General features: G+C 68.2%; 15 protein-coding genes and 2 pseudogenes. 10 read left to right on the forward strand and 7 right to left on the reverse strand.

All coding sequences use genetic code 11. The annotated features are described in order from the left end of the window. Window positions 1-20: 20 nt before the first annotated feature. Window positions 21-143 (forward strand): annotated as a pseudogene (locus tag AB0J16_RS50675) (IS5/IS1182 family transposase); the annotation flags it as partial. A gap of 280 nt (window positions 144-423) precedes the next feature. Here the strand turns inward: AB0J16_RS50675 and AB0J16_RS50680 are convergent. The 3 genes from AB0J16_RS50680 to AB0J16_RS50690 all read right to left on the reverse strand — a co-directional run bounded on the left by AB0J16_RS50680 (window position 424) and on the right by AB0J16_RS50690 (window position 4,594). Beyond that, complete coding sequence (locus AB0J16_RS50680; RefSeq protein ID WP_358553692.1) at window positions 424-1,218, reverse strand: aminotransferase class I/II-fold pyridoxal phosphate-dependent enzyme; 795 nt, start codon at window positions 1,216-1,218, stop codon at window positions 424-426. Between the two features lie 210 nt (window positions 1,219-1,428). Beyond that, on the reverse strand, window positions 1,429-1,692 hold the full coding sequence (locus AB0J16_RS50685) for a hypothetical protein (RefSeq protein WP_349451446.1): 264 nt from the start codon (window positions 1,690-1,692) through the stop codon (window positions 1,429-1,431). A 166-nt stretch (window positions 1,693-1,858) separates the two neighbouring features. After that, a complete protein-coding gene (locus tag AB0J16_RS50690) occupies window positions 1,859-4,594 on the reverse strand; it encodes an AAA family ATPase (RefSeq protein ID WP_358553694.1) in 2,736 nt (911 codons plus the stop codon). A gap of 305 nt (window positions 4,595-4,899) precedes the next feature. Here AB0J16_RS50690 and AB0J16_RS50695 point away from each other — a divergent pair, with 305 nt between their 5' ends. From AB0J16_RS50695 to AB0J16_RS50720, 6 genes are all read left to right on the forward strand, one after another. Then, entirely contained in the window at window positions 4,900-5,934 is a 1,035-nt protein-coding gene (locus tag AB0J16_RS50695; protein WP_358553696.1) for an MBL fold metallo-hydrolase, read from the forward strand. 53 nt (window positions 5,935-5,987) lie between these two features. Then, window positions 5,988-8,057, forward strand: coding sequence for an FUSC family protein (locus AB0J16_RS50700; protein ID WP_358553698.1), 2,070 nt, complete (start codon window positions 5,988-5,990; stop codon window positions 8,055-8,057). A 167-nt stretch (window positions 8,058-8,224) separates the two neighbouring features. Next, the gene (locus tag AB0J16_RS50705) at window positions 8,225-9,130 is read left to right on the forward strand and encodes an MBL fold metallo-hydrolase (RefSeq protein ID WP_358553720.1); all 906 of its coding nucleotides are present in this window, start codon (window positions 8,225-8,227) and stop codon (window positions 9,128-9,130) included. Window positions 9,131-9,150: 20 nt separating this feature from the next. Continuing rightward, complete coding sequence (locus tag AB0J16_RS50710) at window positions 9,151-10,641, forward strand: carboxylesterase family protein (protein ID WP_358553700.1); 1,491 nt, start codon at window positions 9,151-9,153, stop codon at window positions 10,639-10,641. An 8-nt stretch (window positions 10,642-10,649) separates the two neighbouring features. Then, window positions 10,650-11,033 carry a Rid family hydrolase gene (locus AB0J16_RS50715; protein WP_358553702.1) on the forward strand — a complete coding sequence of 128 codons (384 nt, stop codon included), beginning with the start codon at window positions 10,650-10,652 and terminating at the stop codon, window positions 11,031-11,033. A gap of 152 nt (window positions 11,034-11,185) precedes the next feature. Next, window positions 11,186-11,881, forward strand: a complete 696-nt coding sequence (locus AB0J16_RS50720) for a hypothetical protein (RefSeq protein ID WP_358553704.1) — start codon at window positions 11,186-11,188, stop codon at window positions 11,879-11,881. A gap of 450 nt (window positions 11,882-12,331) precedes the next feature. On the opposite strand, the gene AB0J16_RS50725 is transcribed toward AB0J16_RS50720, so the two are convergent. Both AB0J16_RS50725 and AB0J16_RS50730 read right to left on the reverse strand, forming a co-directional pair. Beyond that, window positions 12,332-13,276, reverse strand: coding sequence for a pentapeptide repeat-containing protein (locus AB0J16_RS50725; RefSeq protein WP_358553706.1), 945 nt, complete (start codon window positions 13,274-13,276; stop codon window positions 12,332-12,334). A 223-nt stretch (window positions 13,277-13,499) separates the two neighbouring features. Beyond that, complete coding sequence (locus tag AB0J16_RS50730) at window positions 13,500-14,510, reverse strand: hypothetical protein (protein ID WP_358553708.1); 1,011 nt, start codon at window positions 14,508-14,510, stop codon at window positions 13,500-13,502. A gap of 458 nt (window positions 14,511-14,968) precedes the next feature. Between AB0J16_RS50730 and AB0J16_RS50735 the strand changes: the two genes are divergently transcribed. Further along, window positions 14,969-15,313 (forward strand): pentapeptide repeat-containing protein, encoded by a 345-nt coding sequence (locus AB0J16_RS50735; RefSeq protein ID WP_358553710.1) that lies wholly within the window; start codon window positions 14,969-14,971, stop codon window positions 15,311-15,313. A 57-nt stretch (window positions 15,314-15,370) separates the two neighbouring features. Further along, window positions 15,371-15,607 (forward strand): pentapeptide repeat-containing protein, encoded by a 237-nt coding sequence (locus tag AB0J16_RS50740; protein ID WP_358553722.1) that lies wholly within the window; start codon window positions 15,371-15,373, stop codon window positions 15,605-15,607. 109 nt (window positions 15,608-15,716) lie between these two features. Here the strand turns inward: AB0J16_RS50740 and AB0J16_RS50745 are convergent, their stop codons facing one another. Further along, window positions 15,717-16,235 (reverse strand): hypothetical protein, encoded by a 519-nt coding sequence (locus AB0J16_RS50745; RefSeq protein WP_358553712.1) that lies wholly within the window; start codon window positions 16,233-16,235, stop codon window positions 15,717-15,719. A gap of 1,285 nt (window positions 16,236-17,520) precedes the next feature. On the opposite strand from AB0J16_RS50745, the gene AB0J16_RS50750 reads away from it, so the two are divergent. Beyond that, complete coding sequence (locus AB0J16_RS50750; RefSeq protein WP_358553714.1) at window positions 17,521-17,694, forward strand: hypothetical protein; 174 nt, start codon at window positions 17,521-17,523, stop codon at window positions 17,692-17,694. Window positions 17,695-18,315: 621 nt separating this feature from the next. On the opposite strand, the pseudogene AB0J16_RS50755 reads toward AB0J16_RS50750, so the two are convergent. Then, a pseudogene (locus tag AB0J16_RS50755) lies at window positions 18,316-18,586 on the reverse strand (hypothetical protein); the annotation flags it as partial.

Here is an 18,586-nt window from a genome sequence, read left to right on the forward strand (position 1 = left end):
GTCAGCTCGGGATAACCCCGATCGCGGAATAATATGAGACTCTACCCGCCAGTTCCCAAGCCGTGATTCACATCGCGTCGATCAACAATTTGATCAAGCGTATAACGGACGAGACCACTCCAACCTGGCGAGGCACCTACTAGAACATAAGCCGCAATCTACTCAAATCAAACGCCCTCTCACATCACGGCTTCCCCTTCCGCGACGCTCCCATCCTGCTGACTCATATCGCGAGGCGCCGCTCGCAGAGCAGGCCGTCGATACGGGGGGTCAGCAGGTCCTGGGCGGGCACGGTCCCGCTTCGAGCCCACCGACCTCACCCCGCCGTGGATCGAAGTCGAGCACCCGCTCGAGTCCCTCAGAGGGCTGGCCGAGGAGATCAGGGCCTGACACTGCAAACGCTCCTACTACTCACCAGCAAAATCAGCGCTGAGCTCGCGGCGCTGCCGGTACCTTTCGACCATGGCGTCCGACGATGCCGTCCGGCAGCTCAAGGGCAGCAAGGGCCGCGTGCTGGACCGCCGTGTTCAACGAGCCGTTGCGGGTCCGGTGCACGTGGGCGGCGGCGTCCACCACCTCGCGCGGCCCGGTCAGGTAGCCCACCCGCCAGCCGGTCATCGCGTACGTCTTGGAGAACGTCTGTACGTACACCGTGCGGTCGCGCAGCGATTCGACCTCCAGCGCCGAGGTCATCACATGCCCCGGGTAAACCAGCCGGTGGTACGCCTCGTCGCTGACGACCAGGATGCCAGAGCCGTCAAGGAGATCCCCGAGGGCCTTGAGCTCCTGCTCGCAGTGCACGATACCGGTCGGGTTCGACGGATTCGAGAAAATCAACATTGCGGCGCCGGGAAGGGCCTCGGCCAAGGCGTCGAGGTCCCAGTGCAGGTCCGGGGCGAGCGGAACGAAGTCCACGGTCCCCCCGGCCAGGACGACCAGGTCGGCGTAGAGCGAGTAGGCGGGCTCGGGGATGACCACGCGGTCGCCGGGGCCGATCATCGCGAGCGCAACGGCCGCCAGCGCGGCCGTTGCGCCGTGGGTGACCAGGATGTCGTCCGTGGTCCAGGTCCGGCCGGGGCACCCTGGCAACCTCGCGGCGAGCGCGGCGCGCAGCTCCGGCAGGCCCTTCTGGTCGGCGTAGTGGGTGTGTCCCGCGCGCAGGGCGGCCGCGGCGGCCTCGATCACGGGCGGCGGCGTCGGGAAGTCCGGCTCGCCCATGGCGAGGGAGACGGCTCCCGGAGGGGCCGGGGTCAGGGCCGGGCGCCGTGATTGGCGGCGTAGTTCCCCCCCATCCGGAACGCCGGCGGCACGGTGGTCGTCGGACCGGTCATCGGCTCACCGCCGTATGCCCGAAGCGCGCGGCGAGGATGCACCGCCGGAGCACCTCCTCCTTCTCGACGATCCCGTCGACCGCGTCCACGACCTCCTTCACGCGGTGGCGTGGGATGACGACGACGCCGTCGGCGTCACCGACGAGCACGTCACCGGCCCCGCCACCACCACGCCGCCGACCGCCACCGGGACGCCGATGGTGCCAGGCCCGTCCTTGAAAGGCCCAGCGGGGGTGACCGCCCGCGCGTAAACGGTCAGGCCCACCGCCGACAGCGCCCGGACGTCGCGGACGGCGCCATCGACCACCGCGTCGGCCACCCCGGCGTTCACCATGAACTCGCCGATGAGGTCGCCGATCAGTCAGAAGTCAACCCCCGAGAGACTTCCAGGCGAGACCACTTAGGCCCAGTTTGACACCCTTCAGGCAGACGGAGGGTGCGGCCGGTTGCTGGAGGACAACGGTAGGCGACGCCGGCGCGACCCTTGCGGCTGAGCATAGGCAGCAGCATTCCGGTCCACGCATGTGTCAGACCGGATCCCGGCCCTGGCCGCCGACCCTCGACAGGGCGTCTTCGACCACGTCGCGGAGTTGTGCGCGGGCGGTGATGCCCAGTTTGGGGAACACCCGGTAGAGGTGGGAGCCGACCGTGCGCGGCGAGAGGTACATTCTCTCTCCGATCTCACGGTTCGTCAGGCCGCGGGCCGCAAGCTGGACGATCTGCTGCTGCTGGGGACTGAGCTCAGTGAGAGCGCCGGGCGCCACACTGTCGGCGGCCTCGATGCCGGCGGCGCGCAGTTCCGCCTTCGCCCGCTCCATCCATGGCCGAGCGCCGAGCCGCTGGAAGGTGTCGAGTGCCATGGTCAGCAGCGGGCGGGCCTCGGCGATGCGACGCTGCCGCCTGAGCCACTCACCGTAGTCCAGCCGTGTCTGTGCCCGCTCGAACGGCCACTGCTCCCCCGCATCGTCCGCCAGCGCCGCCTGGAAGTACGGTTCCGCGTGGTCCCGTTCGGCGAGCAGGGCGCGGCCTCGGTTGAGCAGTGCGGTGATCCGTACCGACATGCCGGTACCCAGGCGCCACGCCGATCGCTCCAGCAGGTCGGCGGGGTCCTCCCGCCGCCCCAGGCGGACGGCCGCCGCGGCGAGTTCGGCCAGGACGGTGTAGGAGACGTGATAGTGAACCGGATCGCCGTCGCCGGTGAAGGCGGAGCGGAACTGCGCGTACGCGGTGTCGTAGTCGCCCTCGGCCACGGCCGCCAGGCCCAGGGCCCGGCGTGCGAAGACCACGATGGAGCGGCTCTCCATCGGGTCGACGAGGGCCAGTGCCCGCTCGGCACCGTGTCGCGCGTCGCCAGTCTCGCCGAGCAGCGCGAGCGCCGTCGCGTCCAGCGCGTACGCACATGCCTCGGCGTGGTCCAGCCCGGCCGCTGACGCCACCGCCGAGATGTCGGCGGCCACCGAACGGGCCTCGGTCCATCGGCCCTGATCCAGGTAGGTCCAGCCGACGGCGGAGCCCAGGCCGTCCGGCAGCGAGCCACGGGCCTGCCACCGGTCGTACGCCTCGTCGAAGGTCCTGGCGGCCAGGGCGGTCTGGTCCAGGATCCACGCCACGATGGCGAGCGTGGTCAGACTGCCGGCGTCGTCCCTGGCCTCGGCGATGAGTCCGGGCAGCGCCGGAGCCAGGGAGGCCCCCGCGCCGTTGGGGTCGGAGACGGCCTGCACCCAGGCGCGCAAGGGGCCCCTGGCGGTGAGGTCCGGCACGGCGGAGAGCAGGCTCTCGATCCGTTGCCGCTGTGGCTCCTCGCCCGAGTAGTAGCGGACCACCGCGGCCGCGGCGAGCGCGTCCAGCACGCGGGGCGAGTGAACGGCCGCCGCCTCGTCGGCGACGCGGGTCAGCAGGGCGAAGGCCGCCGCATGAGGCCGGCGCAGGGACCTGAGCCGCCCGGTGGCCAGCGCGGCACTGCCGATCAGTGACGGGTCGTCACTGTGCTCGCGAACCTCGGCGGCCAGCCGTTCCACCCAGCCGAGCTGACCGGTGAGGACGGCCATGTCGGCGGCCTCGGTCAGCAGCCGCGCCTGGTCCGCGCGGCGCGGGCTCAGCTCCGCCGCGCGTTCCAGAGCGGCGGCGGCGGCCGCGTAGCCACCCCGGCGCCGTGCCCGGCCGGCCGTCTGCCGCAGGGCGGCCGACACCTCCTCGTCGGGACGCGTGGTCGCGGCGGCGAGGTGCCAGGCCCGGCGGTCGGGCTCCTCGCTCAGCTCCGCGAGAGCGAGATGCGCATGCCTGCGTTCCTCGAAGGAGGCGGCATGGTAGATGGCCGAGCGGATGAGCGGGTGGCGGAAGGAGATCCAGGGGGCGTCCTGGCGTACGAGACCGGCTCGCTCCGCGGGTTCCCACGCCTTGTCGCCGGCTTCGGGGAGTCCGCGAGAGGCCGTGGGCGCGTCCGTCGCGTCAGCGGCCGCGAGCAGCAGAAGGGGGCGACGGGTCGCCTCCGGCAGGAACCGCGCCTGCTCCGCGAAGATCCGCTCCAGTCGATCGGTGACGGGCAGCGGGCCCGCCACGCTGCCGCCGCCTGAAGGCCGGGTCGCGTCGGCGCGGGCGAGTTCGACCAGGGCCAGCGGGTTGCCGGCCGACTCCTGCAGGATCCGTACCCGGGTTCGGCCGGTGGGCGGCGCTGGCTGCCGGTCGAGCAGGCGATTCGCCTCCCCTCCGCTCAGCGGGCCGATCTCCAGGCGCTCGAATCCCTTGTCGAACCCGGGCACCGCAGCCTCGGCGCGTGCACCCAGCAGCAGCGTGACGGGTTCGCCGTCCATGCGCCTGGCCACGAAGGAGAGAACGTCCAGCGATGCCCGGTCGATCCACTGGGCGTCGTCGACCACCACGAGCAGCGGCGCCGGCTCCGCCAGGTCCGACAGCAAGGTGAGAACGGCCGATCCGGTGAGCACGCCGTCTGGGGCCTCGGTGCCCTGGTCCAGCCCCAGGACGGTCCGGAGCGCGGAGCGCTGCCACGGCGGCAGGCTGTCGAGCTCGCCGAGCACCGGGCGGACCAGTTGGTGGAGGCCCGCGAATCCCAGATGGGCCTCAGACTCGCTGCCGCCCGCTCGCAGCACCCGTCCGCCCTCGCGCCGCGCGTGACCGGCCGCGAAGTCGAGCAGCATGCTCTTGCCGGCACCGGGGTCGCCCGTGAGGATCAGGACTTCGCCGCGGGACCGGTCAGCGGCGATCCGCCGCATGATTTCCGCGGTCTCGGTTTCCCGGCCCACCATCGGCAGATCAAGATCGTCTGCCGAGCTCTTTCTCCGGGCACTTCTTCCGTTTTCCACGAACGCTCCAGAGATGTGCTCGAATGATCGCGCGGGGTCATCAACGCGTGCGGCGTCCGGGATATTCCGCCGTCCGATGCCCCTGCCAGCGGTTCTTCAGTCGAGTGACTGATACCGGCCCGCGCCCGTATTGCGGACGATGGTGAGCATCCGGCCGCGACCATCAGAAAGCGGCCTGTCACGGTCCTGGTGTTCCTTGCTCGCGAGGACACGCAGGCCGTGACCAGTGATTCCATCGGAGAGCGGAAATGAACAGCATCAATACTTCACGTTCCCTGAGCCGGCGCGGCTTTGTCGGAGCCGCGGCGGGCATCGGCGCCGCCGGGCTGCTGGGCCGGCCGACCACCGCCTCCGCCGCAGCCTCCGAGAGCCGGACCCGCGTCGAGACGATCGAGCTGGGCAAGGTCACCGTCACTCGTGTCATGGAGTACAGCGGACCCGTCGGCATGACCTCACGCCAGTTCTTCCCCGGAAGTCCGAAGGAACTGTGGGAGGAGAACGAGGACTGGCTGAGCCCGGACTTCTGGGAGCCGGGCACCGACATGGTCTACTCCGCTTTGCAGACCTGGGTCCTGCGCAGCGGGGGCAGGACGGTCCTGATCGACACCGGTGCCGGGAACGACAAGTTCCGTCCGTACGCCAAGCAGTGGCAGTACATGGACACGGGCTTCCTGCGCCGTCTGTCCCGCGCGGGAGTCAGGCCGGAGGACGTCGACGTCGTTGTCAACACCCACCTGCACAACGACCACGTCGGCTGGAACACCCGGCGCGAGGGCCGTGACTGGGTGCCCACCTTCCCCAACGCCACCTATCTGATCCCGAAGATCGAATTCGACTTCTGGAACCCCGCGGGCCCTGTGCGGCCGAAGTACTGGCAGGGTAACCAGAACGTCTGGGAGGACAGTGTGCTCCCGGTGCATGAGGCGGGCCTGGTGAAGCTGTGGGAGGGCTCGTACACCCTTGACTCCGGCCTGAAGCTGGACCTCGCCGCCGGACATACTCCCGGCTCGTCCGTAATCCGGCTGGAGTCGGGAAACGACAGAGCGGTGTTCATCGGCGACCTGCTCCACACCCCGCTGCAGCTCGAACACCCCGAGTTCAACAGTTGCTTCGAGGAGGACGAGAAGCAGGCGCTCGCGACCCGGCGCCGCGAACTGGAGTGGGCCGCCGATCACAAGGCCCTCATCCTGCCCGCGCACCTTCCCGGCCACGGCGCCGCAGAGGTGGCGCGCAGCGGCGGAAATTTCCGGATCAAGGAGTGGGCGGGGTTCAGCCGTAGCTGACCCGGCCGTCGGAGGACCTCTGTTCGCTCACGTAAGGATGTACGGAGACCGTCATGCGGGCAAGAAAGACGGCGTTGCTGTGGGAGCGCTTCGCCGCCGCCGACCCCGGGCTGATGCGGCTGGCCTCCGCGATGCGCGCCGTCCTTGGCGCCGCCGCGTCCCTGACCGTCCTGGCGGCCCTGGGGCAGTCCGGCACGGCGTTGCTGGCCGGCGGGTTCACCGCGATGGTGACCTCGCTGGCCATCAGCGATCTGCATTCGCGCAACCAGCTCATCACGCTGGGGATAGGGGCTCCGGTGTCCCTCGCGGCCCTGGCCGCTGGAGCCGTGCTGAGGCCGTACCCGGTCACGGCCGCAATCGTGTTCCTGCTGCTCATCTACCTCGCCGTCCGCGCCCGCCAGTACGGCGCCAGAGGGCAGGGCGTGGGCGTCTTCGGTTTCATGGGCTTCTTCCTGGCGCAGTTCGCCGGGGCACGAGCGAGCGAGCTGCCGGCGATGGGTGGGGCTGTAGTCGTCGCGTTCTGTGCGGTCGTGGCCGTTTTCTACGGCACGGGATTCATGACGTCGTCCCGTGTTCTCGCCCGCCTGCGGCGCACCTTCAACGCGCGACTGCGCGACGTCCTGCGAGACACGGCCGTCCTGCTCAGCACCGCGCAGGACACCGGCACGCTGAGCCTGTCGCTGGAGCGCCGTCTGGACCGGCTCCACGTGGCTGCGCTCCTGATCGGGGACTTTCTCGGTGAGCGCGCGGTCGGCGAGGCCACCGACGGCTGGATCCTGCGGCACGTCACACGCGCGGAGGTGGCCGCCCAGCGACTCGTCGTACTCGCCGTCCGCGCGGCTCGCACACCACGTGACGCACCCGCCCTGTTACCGGACTGTCTTCGGGAGATCGACGAACTGGCCGCGGCCATGCGCCTTCCCGGCCCGCGCGTCGTCTCCCCGACGAGGATCGGGGCGACTCCGTACGAGCCCGCCGCACCGCGGACCGCCGGGCGCTGCCGCGAGGCGGGCCCCGAAGGCCGGAGGCGGGGAACGACCCGGCAGGCCCTCCGGGTGACCGCCGCCTCCACGCTGTCCATCCTCGGTGGTCACCTGTTGTCACCCGACCACTGGTACTGGGCCGTCATGGCCACGTGGGTCGTGTTCATCAACACCGAGAGCACCGGCGAAGTCCTCCTGCAAAGCGCGCGCCGAGTGGCGGGCACAGTTCTCGGCGCGGTGTTCGGCTACGGCCTGGCCACCCTGGCCGGACCGTACGGCCCGCTGCTTCTGGTGCTGCTGCTGGCGTGCATGTTCGGGACCTTCTACACGCCGGCAGACGCCTACTGGGCGGTGACGTTCTTCATCACCGGCATGCTGAGCATGCTGCTCGCGCTGCTGGACACCTTCTCGACGACCGTGCTCGTCCTGCGCGTGCAGGAGACCGCGCTGGGAGTCGCCTGCGGCGTCCTCGCCACCGTGGTCGTGGCGCCCCTCACGGTCCGCCGGGCCGGCGACGAGGAACTAGTCCGCTTCCTGCTGGCCCTCAGCCGCCTGCTGGACGCGACGACGCGGAGCCCGAGCACCGGCACCACGACGAGCCTGATACGCGCGTCCCATGATCTCGACCGGGCGCTGGAGTCCTTCCGCAAAGCCTGTCTGCCGCTCACCCACCCGTTCAATCCCCAGCGCGGCCGTCGTGATCGAGCTCGCCACCTGCTGGAACGGCTGGAAGCCTGTGCCTACCACGCCCGGAACCTGGCCGTCGTGGCCGGGCGCCTCCCGCAGGACGACGAGTACGCCACCCGGGTCACCGCGGCGGCCGACCGCACGCAGGGGAGGGTGACGCGCCTGATCCGCCTCGCGCGACGCCGGCGGCGCACCGCCTCCCACCCGGAACGCCTCAAGATCGCCGGAGCGCTGTCGCTGCTCTCCGGTGAACGGCGTACGCGTCGCGGGCCACTGTCGCCGCAGGAGCGCCTGCTGCTCCATCTGAACCGTATCGACCTGATTCTGACGGCGCTCGCACGAGCCTTTGACCCGCCGGCGCCGCCTGCTGAGCGGGTCGGCACACCGCGTTGTGCCCAGATGCAGTCAGGTGACTCATACCGCTGTCCACCACGGCCGGCGCACCATGGATGAGCAGGCGTAACCCCCTGAGGACGGGGACGCCTCCGCCGGGGTCACAGCACCACCGGCACACCGCCCCGCAGGAGCGCGGCACCCCCTGAACCCGTCATGAGGGGCCGCTCAGCCATGCCGCGGCCGAGCACGCGGAACCGATCGAACTGGAGACAATCGTGGACACCATCACCCTGGGCGATGTCACGCTGACCCGGGTCTGGGAGTACTTCGGCCCTGTTGACATGACGCCTGAGGCGTTCTTCCCGAAGAGCCCGGCGCAGGCATGGGAGGCCCACCGTTCCTGGCTGGCGCCGCACTTCCTGAACGCCGAGACCCGGATCGTCAACTCGGCGATCCAGACCTGGGTGCTGCGCAGCGAGGGAAGAACCATCCTGGTCGACACCGGCGTCGGCAACCACAAGGATCGCCCGTACGCACCCGTGTGGAACCGGTTGGACACCGCCTTCCTGGACAATCTCGCCCGCGCCGGGGTCCGTCCTGAAGACGTCGACATCGTGATCAACACGCACCTGCACATCGACCACGTCGGCTGGAACACCTACCTTGATGGCCGGACCTGGGTGCCGACGTTCCCCAACGCCACCTATCTCATGTCCAAGACGGACTTCGACTTCTGGAACCCTGCCAACGACCACAAGCCCATGCTGGGCCGCGGTAACCAGAATGTCTTCGAGGACAGCGTCGCCCCCGTACACGAGGCCGGCCAGACCCAGCTCTGGGAGGGCAGCCACCGCATCGACGGCAATCTGCGCCTCGACCTCGCCCCTGGCCACACGCCGGGCTCGTCGGTGCTGACGCTGGAGTCCGGGCCGGACCGGGCGCTGTTCGTCGGCGACCTGCTGCACAGCCCGCTCCAGATCCACGAACCCGATTCCAACAGCTGCTTCTGCGAGGACCCCGCCGAAGCCCGCGCCACCCGCCACAAGCTCCTGGGCTGGGCGGTCGACAACAACGCCCTCGTCATTCCCGCGCACCTGGGCGGCCATGGTGCCGCTGAAGTCATCCGCGAGGGGGGCAAGTTCGCGATCAAGGGCTGGGCGCCCTTCGCCCCGTACACCGAGCAGTTCTGAGCCCCCGGAAAGGCACCACCGTGAATCACCGCCCTGACCCCGTCGTCGCCACCGCCCAGGGAGCCGTCCGTGGTCTGCGCCAAGGCGCGGCCCTCACCTTCCTGAACATCCCCTATGCCGCCCCACCTCGCGGCGCCGGCCGTTTCGCGCCGCCGCGGCCGCACGAGCCGTGGGAGGACGTGCGGGACGCCACGGCGCCGGGGCCCAACGCGCCGCAGTCCGAACGCAAGCTCGGCAGCGTGGATATGTCCCCCTATTTCGGCGCCGGTTGGAGCCGCGGGGAGGACTATCTCACGGTCAACATCTTCGCGCCCGCCGCCGGCGGTGCCGGGCTGCCGGTCATGGTGTTCGTCCACGGCGGCGGGTTCGTCGCCGGCTCGACGCGATCCACAATGTACGACGGCTCCGCGTTCGCCCGCAACGGCGTCGTCCTGGTCACTCTCAACTACCGGCTCGGCATCGCCGGGTTCCTCGACCTCCCCGGCGCGCCCGCCAACCGCGGCCTGCTCGACGTGGTCGCCGCGCTGCGCTGGGTCCAGGAGAACATCGCAGCCTTCGGCGGCGACCCGCACAACGTCACCCTCTTCGGCCAGTCGGCCGGGGCGACCATCGTCGGCGGCGTCCTGGCCACCTCCGATGCCGCGGGCCTGTTCCACCGGGCGATCGTGCAGAGCGGCAGCGGCCTGGGCGCGTTCAGCACCGAGCAGGCCGCCCGCGTCACCAAGGCGGCGGCCGAGGCCCTGGGCATTGAGCCCCACGCCGGCGCGTTCGCCGACGTCTCCGACGAACGCCTGGTCGAGGCCGCCTCCCGGCTCGCGGGCATCGATCTGCGGACCGACACCCACGGCGACCCGCTGATCGGACTCAGCCCGTTCAGCCTGGTCCTCGACACACAACCCGCCGCGTCCGTCGCCGTCGGCTTGAGCGCCGACGTTGACCTGCTCGTCGGCACCAACACCGAAGAGGGGAACCTCTACCTGGTCCCGGTGGGCAAGTACGCCACCTCGACCGCCTCCGACGTCGACGAGGCGGCGGCGCGCTCGCACCCGGATCCAGCACGGCTCGTCGAGGCATACCGCGAGTCGCGCCCCGAGGCGTCCTTCGCGGAACTGCGCTCCGCCATCATGGGCGACGCCCTGTTCGGCGCGGGCAGCCGCGCTCTGGCCGGCGCACACGCCGCCCATCCCGGGTCCGTCACCTACGCCTACGAGTTCGCCTGGCGCTCCCAGGCCCTGGACGGAGAGCTCGGCGCCACCCACGCGGTCGAGCTGCCCTTCGTCTTCGACCTCGCGGACCGGCCCGACCTGCACGGCCCCAACGCCCTGCTCGGTCCCGGCACGGCTCCCGCGGGCCTCGCCGCCCGCGTACACGAGACCTGGATCCGGTTCGCCAGGACCGGCGACCCCGGCTGGGATCCGTACGACGCCGAACGCGGAGCGACCATGCGCATCGACACCGAGTGGACCCAAATCGACGGCCCCCGCACCCGCGAACGCCAGGTCTGGAGCTGAGGAACATCATGACCAGAACCGTCATCAGCACCGAGAACGCCCCCATCCTGGGGGCCCCGCTGTCCCAGGGCATCCGCAAGGGCCCCATCCTTCAGGTCTCCGGGCAACTCCCCTTCGACCCGGACACCGGCGAGGTCGTCGGCGCCACAGTCGCCGATCAGACCGCACAGACCCTGCGCAACGTCGATGCCGTGCTCAAGGCGGCCGGCGCGGGCTGGGAGGACGTCGTCATGCTGCGCGTGTACCTCACAGAGCCCGCCCATCTGGCCGAGATGAACCAGGCGTACGCGGAGGCTGTCGGCGCGCCCTTCCCCGCCCGCACCACCGTGTACATGCGGCTTCCGCCGGGACTGCTCGTCGAGATCGACGCCCTGGCCGTGCTGGACGACTGATCACCATGGCCGGTCATCTGACACGGGCGTGCGCCGCCCTGAGGGTCGCGCCGGCGCACCTGCCCGACGCTCTGTGCGTACTTGCCGGACGACCGGCGCCTCCTCCTGGGCCCCATCCCGTACGCCGCATCCACGAGCGGGTCCTTCAGGCGGTGGGGTCGGTACCTCCGGGCGCGCTCCAGCCGGGCGATGTGTACGCGGCCACGGACGTACAGGCGGGTCTCCTGAACGCCGAGGTCCCGGCCCCCTCCGACACGGCGGCCCTCTGCATCCGGCGCACGGTCGACGGTGTCGGCCCGGCCGACCTGTGGAAGCTGGCCCGCGGCACCGCGATGACCCGGGACGACCTCCTACGGGGCGCCGCCGCAGTCCTGGCGCCGGGATACCTCGGCGCCGGAGATCCGTTGCGCGAACTCGCCGCGCACACCCTCGCGCAGGAGGTCGCCGAACGGTCCCCGTGCCACTGGGGCCGCGACCACACCGAGGTGGTACGAGCCGCGCTGTATCGGATTCTGGCTGACCTCGCGGACACCCTCCTGGAGGTGTCGGACTCCACCCCGACACCCCTGGACTGGACCGTTCACGACAGCGGCCGCCGGTACTGCGCCACCACGGCGGGGCGCGGGGTGACACACGACGTACTGGTCCGGACAGCTCGGAGCACTCCCCCGGCGGCGGCGCCCGTCTGGCATCGTCACCCCCCACGCCCCGCCTGGCTGTGGAGGATCACCGGCGGACCGGCCGGCCGCGGCTCCCGAAGTTGTGCCCCCTTCCCCTCCGCATTCGCGGCACAGCACGCCGCCGAGTGCGCGATCACCGCACTCACCGCCGGGAGATGCGGGCTGTGACCAGCGTCGGCACGTGGGACTGTGCCGGCCACCGCGCTGTGCCGTCGACAGGGCGTCCCGGCTTGGTGGGTGCCACGCGCTCGAGTCCGCGGGGAGGAGATGAGGACGGCGGGTACAGCCATGAGCCCGGCCAGGACGGTGTCCCGCTCGGAAACACGATTTCGTGCTCCGAGCTGGGGTTTAGTTGCGCTATCAGAGCGGCGGCTGCGACCATCGCAAGGTTGTTATCGCTGGTCTACCGGTTGGTGAGGTGCCTGTTCGGCCTGCTGATGGCAGGTCGCGAGTGCCAGTGCCGAAGATTTGGTGCGTGCCCCCGGCAGGATTCGAACCTGCGGCACCCGCTATTCAGGTGCGGGTGTTCTTGTATAAGCCGGGGGTCGCTCGGGCTGCTCGTGGCGCTATCAGCCCACAGATCTGCCGTCCTTTCTACGGAATCCGACTTGTCGAGCTCTACTCGTTTGCGGTGTTTGACGGCTCGCCCTCGTCGTTGATGAGACGTATTCCAGCGCGGCGAAGGTGGTTGGTGTCGAAGTCGAGAGGCCAGGCTGTTGTGGGGTCGGCCAGTGCGCCAACCAGTGTGGCGTCAGCGAGATTGGTGCCGCGAAGATCAGCTCTGCGGAGATCAGCCCTACTGAAGTCGGTTCCCCTCAGATTTGCACCCTCCAGATGAGCACCACGGAGGTTGGACTCTACGAGGCTGGCGTTCTCTAGATTCGTCTGCCGGAGGTCAGTCGACTTGAGGTCGCTATGATCCAGCCGTATGCCGCGTAGCCAGGCCCGCGCAAGATTGGCGTGGCGTAACTGTGTGCCGATCAGGCGCGCACCGTCCAGTTGGACACTGCGTAGGTCCACGCGAGATAAGTAGAGTCTTCGTGTATCTGGCGACGTAGGACGATTCCCCAGCACCTCCATGGCGGTCTGAATGTCAGGGGCGCGGATATGCAGCCAGGGTAGATGTTGATCCACTGCGGTGGTCGGATGCTCGGGGCCGTCGGGCATGCCGACCGGCCAGGCTGCATGGGTGCGAATGAACGCTCCGAGCATGAACTGGACTGTGTTGCGATCCGACGGGGAGTTGTCAGCGATGCGTCGCAAAGCGTAGATACCGACGCGGACGTCGGTGTTGTCACTCCCGAGTTGGTCGACAGCCCGGGTGAATCGCTCGGTGATCTGTCCTTCGCGGTTGACTTGCACCTGCCGCCAAGTGGCCACCGCACCCGCGACGACAAGCAAGCCAGCGACAGCCTGGAGGAGGGTAGAGCGTGCATTGTTCTGCAGCTGAGACTGTGCCTGTTGCAGCTGGATGCGGGTATCAGCGCCTTTCACTCCGCTGAGCTGAGTATCGGTCAAAGGCGGGTAGAGCAGGTGCGGCAGCAGCGTGAGAGTGCCGAGCACAACGACCAGGAAACATGCGACACCAGCTGCTGTGCGCCAAAAAGCCGCTCCTATCATGGGGTCCTCTTATCACGTCGATCAGCTTCGCGGCTTGCAGTCGGCTGTTTTGTCTCTTCGTCTGGCCTGTGGGCGCGGCTGATGTTGCTGGCGTGTGCCGGGTTCTAGCGGTCCGGCTGGACATCGCTGCCATTCTCCAGAGACGAACGTGTTCGCGGAATTGCGATCACGCACTCTGCTGATCCGGATCCGGCGGCAGAAGCAGACCAGGAGTGTGGGAGGGCAGTCTGAGCGAGGCGGGGTTCACGCCGGAGGCGGTTCGCAGATCCACCTCGCAGCCTTCGAATCGTGCGCCTTCGAACGTGACTTCGCTGCCGTTGAACATCGACGACCCGAAATATGCCTTGCCGTTCCGGAACCGAGCCTGGTCGAACCACACTTTGCTCCCGCCGAATTGCGCGTTGGCAAACCAGACCTCGGCACCGGAGAAGTCGGTATGACCAAAGGACACCTCCCCGCCGCGGAACTGCGTGCCTACCAGCCAAATCACGCTGCTGGAGAATGTCGCCCCATGGAACGAAAGTTCCCCTCCGATCAACTCCATGTTGGACAGGATCACCTCACAACCAGAGAACTCCGCGTTGTGGAACCAGACGTTTCCGCTGACGATCTGTGCACCGCTGAACGTCAGCGTGCCGGCTGAAAGCCGGACCCCGAAGAAGGGAACATCGCAGTCGATCACGGCGCCGGTGAAGTCAAAGTCGTGCCCGCGCCACGATGATTCTGTCTCCAGTCGCAGGTGAGCTCCAATGATCCGCCAGATCGTGCGTCTGACTTCGGTCATCGACCGCAGATGGAGCCGATGTTCCACAGAGGCGTCTGACTCGGGAGTGATCTCGTAGGGCATGCGGAGGTAGGCGCACAGTACGTCGATGCATGTCTGCCGGCCAGCAGGCCAGTCGTCAGCGAGTCCAGCGAGGGCATGGATGCCTGCTAGCCGCACGGCCGCGTTGTCCTCGCCGAGTTGGCCGCAAGCGGTGGCGAAGCGTTCGTTGAACATACGGGAGCGTTCGCGGTCCTCCTTGGAATGTTCAAGCGCGGAGGTCGTCTCAAGTACGCGCTGCCGCCGGTACGCAACAACGAGTGCGATCACCCCACCGATCCCGGCGACTGCGGCACCAGAGATTTTGATCATTTCCAGGAGGCTTGCCAGCGACAGCGTGGGGGTCGGCTGCATCGCCGGACTTCCCCCAACGATCAGCAGAGTCGTGACCAGGCCAGCTACTCCAACTACGGCCAACAGCAAAGCGCCTGCCAGGGCCGCGCCGATCGGAGTCAAACGGACGCCGCCTGTTTCCTTCGGGGGAGGATCTACTCTTCGGCCGCTGGCGAGGGGTTTCGTTGCCACCTGCCCAAGCTTGGCAGCCCACAGACATCTCCTGGGGTGGTTTTCGCACGGTGGCTACGGAAGAGACCGCCTGGTCCCAAGTTGGGGTGGGAGTCGAGTCGCTGGGTTTCGAGTTCAACGAAGTACGGTCGGAAGCGGTCCACTGATCAAGTTGCTTCCTGATCTCGGAAGAGGGATCTTGCCCCCCGAGGGCGTGAACAGCGCCCTGGAACGCATCTCCGGCTCCTCCACAGCCGACCGCCGGACCATTGGGGAGATCCTCTTCGCGTTCATTGGCGGCCGAGCCCGTGACCCACAACGCGACACCCAGCACGCGTCACGCCATCACGGCACCGGGCAACTCTGCCAACCTTTCCCTCCGAGCCCCTGACATCCACGCGGCACTGAGACCATCCTCGGCCGCCGGGACACGGTTCGAGGGCCAGGTACTCCACCTCGACTGCTTGGTCCTGCCCAAGGCCAACCTCCCCTCCGCATGGCGCCGCGACGCGGACCTCCACTTCAGCGATCTGACCGAAGCCACTTTCGTCGGATCCCACCTGACTCGTGCTGATCTCACCGGAGTACGACTGGCGGGGAGGTCCTGGCCGACGCGATCCTCTACCAGGCCGACATGCGCGACGCGGCCTTGACCGGGGAGGCATTGCCGAGAGCGTCGATCTCGGAGCATCGATCTGACCAAGGTCGACCTGCGAAACGCCAACCTGCGCGGCGCCCTCCTAACCTACGGCGACCTACGCGAAGCCACGCTGATAGGCGCCGTCCTGACCGGTGCCTCGCTGAAACGCGTGGTCTTCGACGAGTACGAGACCACCATTGGCCCGACGGCCTCGACACCTCCCTCATCAGACCTACACGGCTACGTCGCTCCCGCCTATCCGTACCAGAACCTACGAGGAGTTCGCTGTCCAGTCGGCGACCGCTGAGAACGACTCAGCAACCGGAGCTGGGTAGGCCTCTCTGAGGGATGTCCCGAATAGGTGCGGTCCAGGATGCCGAGAACCAGCGACTCCTTGGTGCTCGAAAAGCAGTCCGCTACGGGGAGCTTATGGTCGCTCGGGCGGTTTCGAGGAAGCTCTGTAGCCGGTCACGGAACACTTGGTGAGCGTTGTCGAAGTGGGAACGAGGGGTGCCTTGCGCAATGTGCCATAGCGCTCCGTTTGCATCCGTGACCGCCATCTTGACGCCTTCAGCCTTTGCGGCAATGGCTTCCGGCCCTTCGAGGAGGACCACCCTGGCACATCGTGCCAGCGGATCATAGGCGTCCCGCAGGGCAGTACGTAGGAGGTCGATCTTCTCTAACTGCTCGTCCGGCTGCGTCAGTTGTACGTAGACGTCACCGAGCCTGTAGTAGAACTCGCCGGTGATGTGGGCCTGCTCCAAGAACTCAAGGTAGGCCGTCCGGCGTGCTTCACGAATCTGAGCGTGATGCTGGGCCTTGGCGGACGCTTCGGCCTGGATTCGCGCGGCGCGGGCGTTCCCCAGGCTGGTCACCCATCCCGCCAGGATCGCCGTTCCACCGGTCAAGATCGCAACCCACACCGTGCTGTCCACACGACCTCCTAGTCAAAGGTCGGCGCGTTCGCTCGAAGGCTGATACACATCCAGTGCCACGCATGCGCCTGTCGGAGACCTTGCTTCCGATCTTCTCACTCTTGCGCCCCCACCATCGCTGTTCTGCGGCGCCTGAACCATGCCGGATCGGGAGTGAGCGTCCTCTCGAAGAGGAGAGCCAGAACCTGTGCCAATGTCTCCTGGAGGGCCGTCTCAGCGTCAGGCTGGCCCATGAGCCTGCGAGGGACCAAGGAAACGCATCGAAGATCATCCGATGCTGACGGCTTCGATGATGTCGAACTGCGGGGTCCCTGGTGGTCCTGGTTCCGCAGCCGTGCGCAGTCGTCAGGCTTGCTGGAGAGTGTGGTCACTCCGGCCAGGTGCAGGCGCCGGGTGCCGTGTTCGATGACGACGAGCACATACAGTCGCTTGAGCAGTATGTCTCGACCATCAGGGAGTCACACGCGATGGTCGCGTGGGCTTGAGCGGGTCAGGAACTGCCGCCGGGTCGGGCCGGCTCGGCGGGGCGCCGGATCGATGCCGGCTGTGTGCAGGATCTCCCACACCGTAGAGGCGTGATCGGGTAGCCCGGGCGAGCCAACTCACCTGGGATTCTCCGGTGCCCCCAGGCGGGGTTCTCCCGCGCCATCCGCACAACCAGTGCCTTGAACGGCTGGCGGGTGGAGGGCCGTCCTGGACGCCGCTTGTCGGTGAAGGTCCACTTACGCCTCACGGGGGTGCGGTGCCAGCGCAGGATCGTCGCCGGGGTGACCGGGAGCAACTCCGCGCACCGGCGGCGGTGCGGCAGCCATTTTTAGTTGGTTGAGCTGGATGTATGCGGTGGTCAGGCGGGCTCGGTGATGGAACCGGCGGGTGCGTGCTTGGTGGCGGCGTCGCCAGGGTGACCAGTGGGCGGCGTGTTCCAGGGGCGGTGCATGGCCGGTGGCGGCGTTTAACAGTAGGCCTGCCGATAATTGTGTTCGCCCAGATGACGGGCGCGCCTGCCGAAAACTACATCCATGCAGTTCAAGCTGCATGTGAGTACTCGTGGATAACTCCGCCGAGCCGGTCTCTTCGGCGTATGTTCAGGTCGGTGATTCGCGTCCGATAGCTGTTCAGCGCAAATCATCCCTCGGCGTGTCAGCGGCGCTGGCCTGCCGGTCACGCTGCGCGAGGCGTTCGTCACGGCGCCTGGCCTCGGTGTCGCGCGGGCGGTCGTGCTGTGTACGTACCGCGTTGACCGCCTACGGTCAAGTGCGGGTCGGCTGCGCGCTCGCCAGAGGCCTTGAGCGGCGCTCCCTCGACGTGGAACGTCGACGCGGCGACCGTGTTCATCGACATCGGTGACAACTTGATGATCAATCAGAAAGGCGCTGCCAACGACCTGCTTGGGGGCATGCGATGGAGCGTCCAGGTGTTGGAGCACGCGCCGAGCGCGCTGACCGTCATCTGTACGTAGAGCCGGCCTGCGCTGGGGGGCGGTCTTCAGCGTGGCGCCACCTGTGATGATCGAATTAGAGTGTCAGCCGTGCTCGGTGCGTGCTCGTACGCCCCGTCACGTGTCGTTAGGGCCCAGCACTGCCTGACACGCGATGTACGCGGAGGCGGCATGAACTATCATCAAACGGTATCGCGCGGCACTAAAAGATCTTGCTTCTCATCCGACGGTCGCGGGTTCGAATCCTGCAGGGCGCGCTTTGATCATGCTCTGACCTGTGGCGATGCGGGATGCTCGCTCCATGCGCGCTCGGTTGCACCAACCCTGCACACACCATGATCCATCCGCCATCTCCGGTTGCTGCGGGAAGAGCAGGGATGTACTTCCCACACCGTGGACGGCGCGACCTTGATGCCGAGGGTGGTGGGCTCGCCGTGCACCCGTCGCTAGCCCCAGCCGGGGTTCTCCCGAACCATGCGCAGGATGAGAGCGCGGATGGACTGGAGGGTGGGCGGGCCGGTCTTTGGGAGCGAATCTGACTCTGGTGTCGGTGCCGAGTTGGCGTTCCTCGCGCCACCATGCTAAGCCCTCACATGGCCATGACCTGGGTGGATGTGATTCTCGGCAGGCGCAATACAGGCGCTATCGGTCTCGCGCCCCGAGGCTGGCCTGATCGGCGGCGCTACGGCTGGCCGCCCAGCCCTCCCGGTCCCAGGACGTGCGGATCGCGTGCGAGATCAGGTTCGGGAACATGCGCTCGACCGCCTGCTCCACCTCTTGCTCGCGGGCCGCCAGCACCGGCACCAGGTCGGTGCACAGGCTGGCGCTCTCCTGCGAGACCGCGGCCGCCGTGGCCTCGGCGAGCCGCTCCCCGATCCTGGAGGCGAACGCCGACAGGAACGACTGGCGGAAT

Origin of the sequence: Nonomuraea sp. NPDC049750 (genome assembly GCF_040659625.1) — a bacterium.
Lineage (GTDB): Bacteria > Actinomycetota > Actinomycetes > Streptosporangiales > Streptosporangiaceae > Nonomuraea.

Excerpts from the sequence above, each read along its gene's own strand:
- AB0J16_RS50680 (WP_358553692.1), bottom strand. The coding sequence starts at position 1,218 with ATGGGCGAGCCGGACTTCCCGACGCCGCCGCCCGTGATCGAGGCCGCC.
- AB0J16_RS50690 (WP_358553694.1), bottom strand. The coding sequence starts at position 4,594 with ATGGTGGGCCGGGAAACCGAGACCGCGGAAATCATGCGGCGGATCGCC.
- AB0J16_RS50695 (WP_358553696.1), top strand. The coding sequence starts at position 4,900 with ATGAACAGCATCAATACTTCACGTTCCCTGAGCCGGCGCGGCTTTGTC.
- AB0J16_RS50700 (WP_358553698.1), top strand. The coding sequence starts at position 5,988 with ATGCGGGCAAGAAAGACGGCGTTGCTGTGGGAGCGCTTCGCCGCCGCC.
- AB0J16_RS50715 (WP_358553702.1), top strand. The coding sequence starts at position 10,650 with ATGACCAGAACCGTCATCAGCACCGAGAACGCCCCCATCCTGGGGGCC.
- AB0J16_RS50730 (WP_358553708.1), bottom strand. The coding sequence starts at position 14,510 with ATGCAGCCGACCCCCACGCTGTCGCTGGCAAGCCTCCTGGAAATGATC.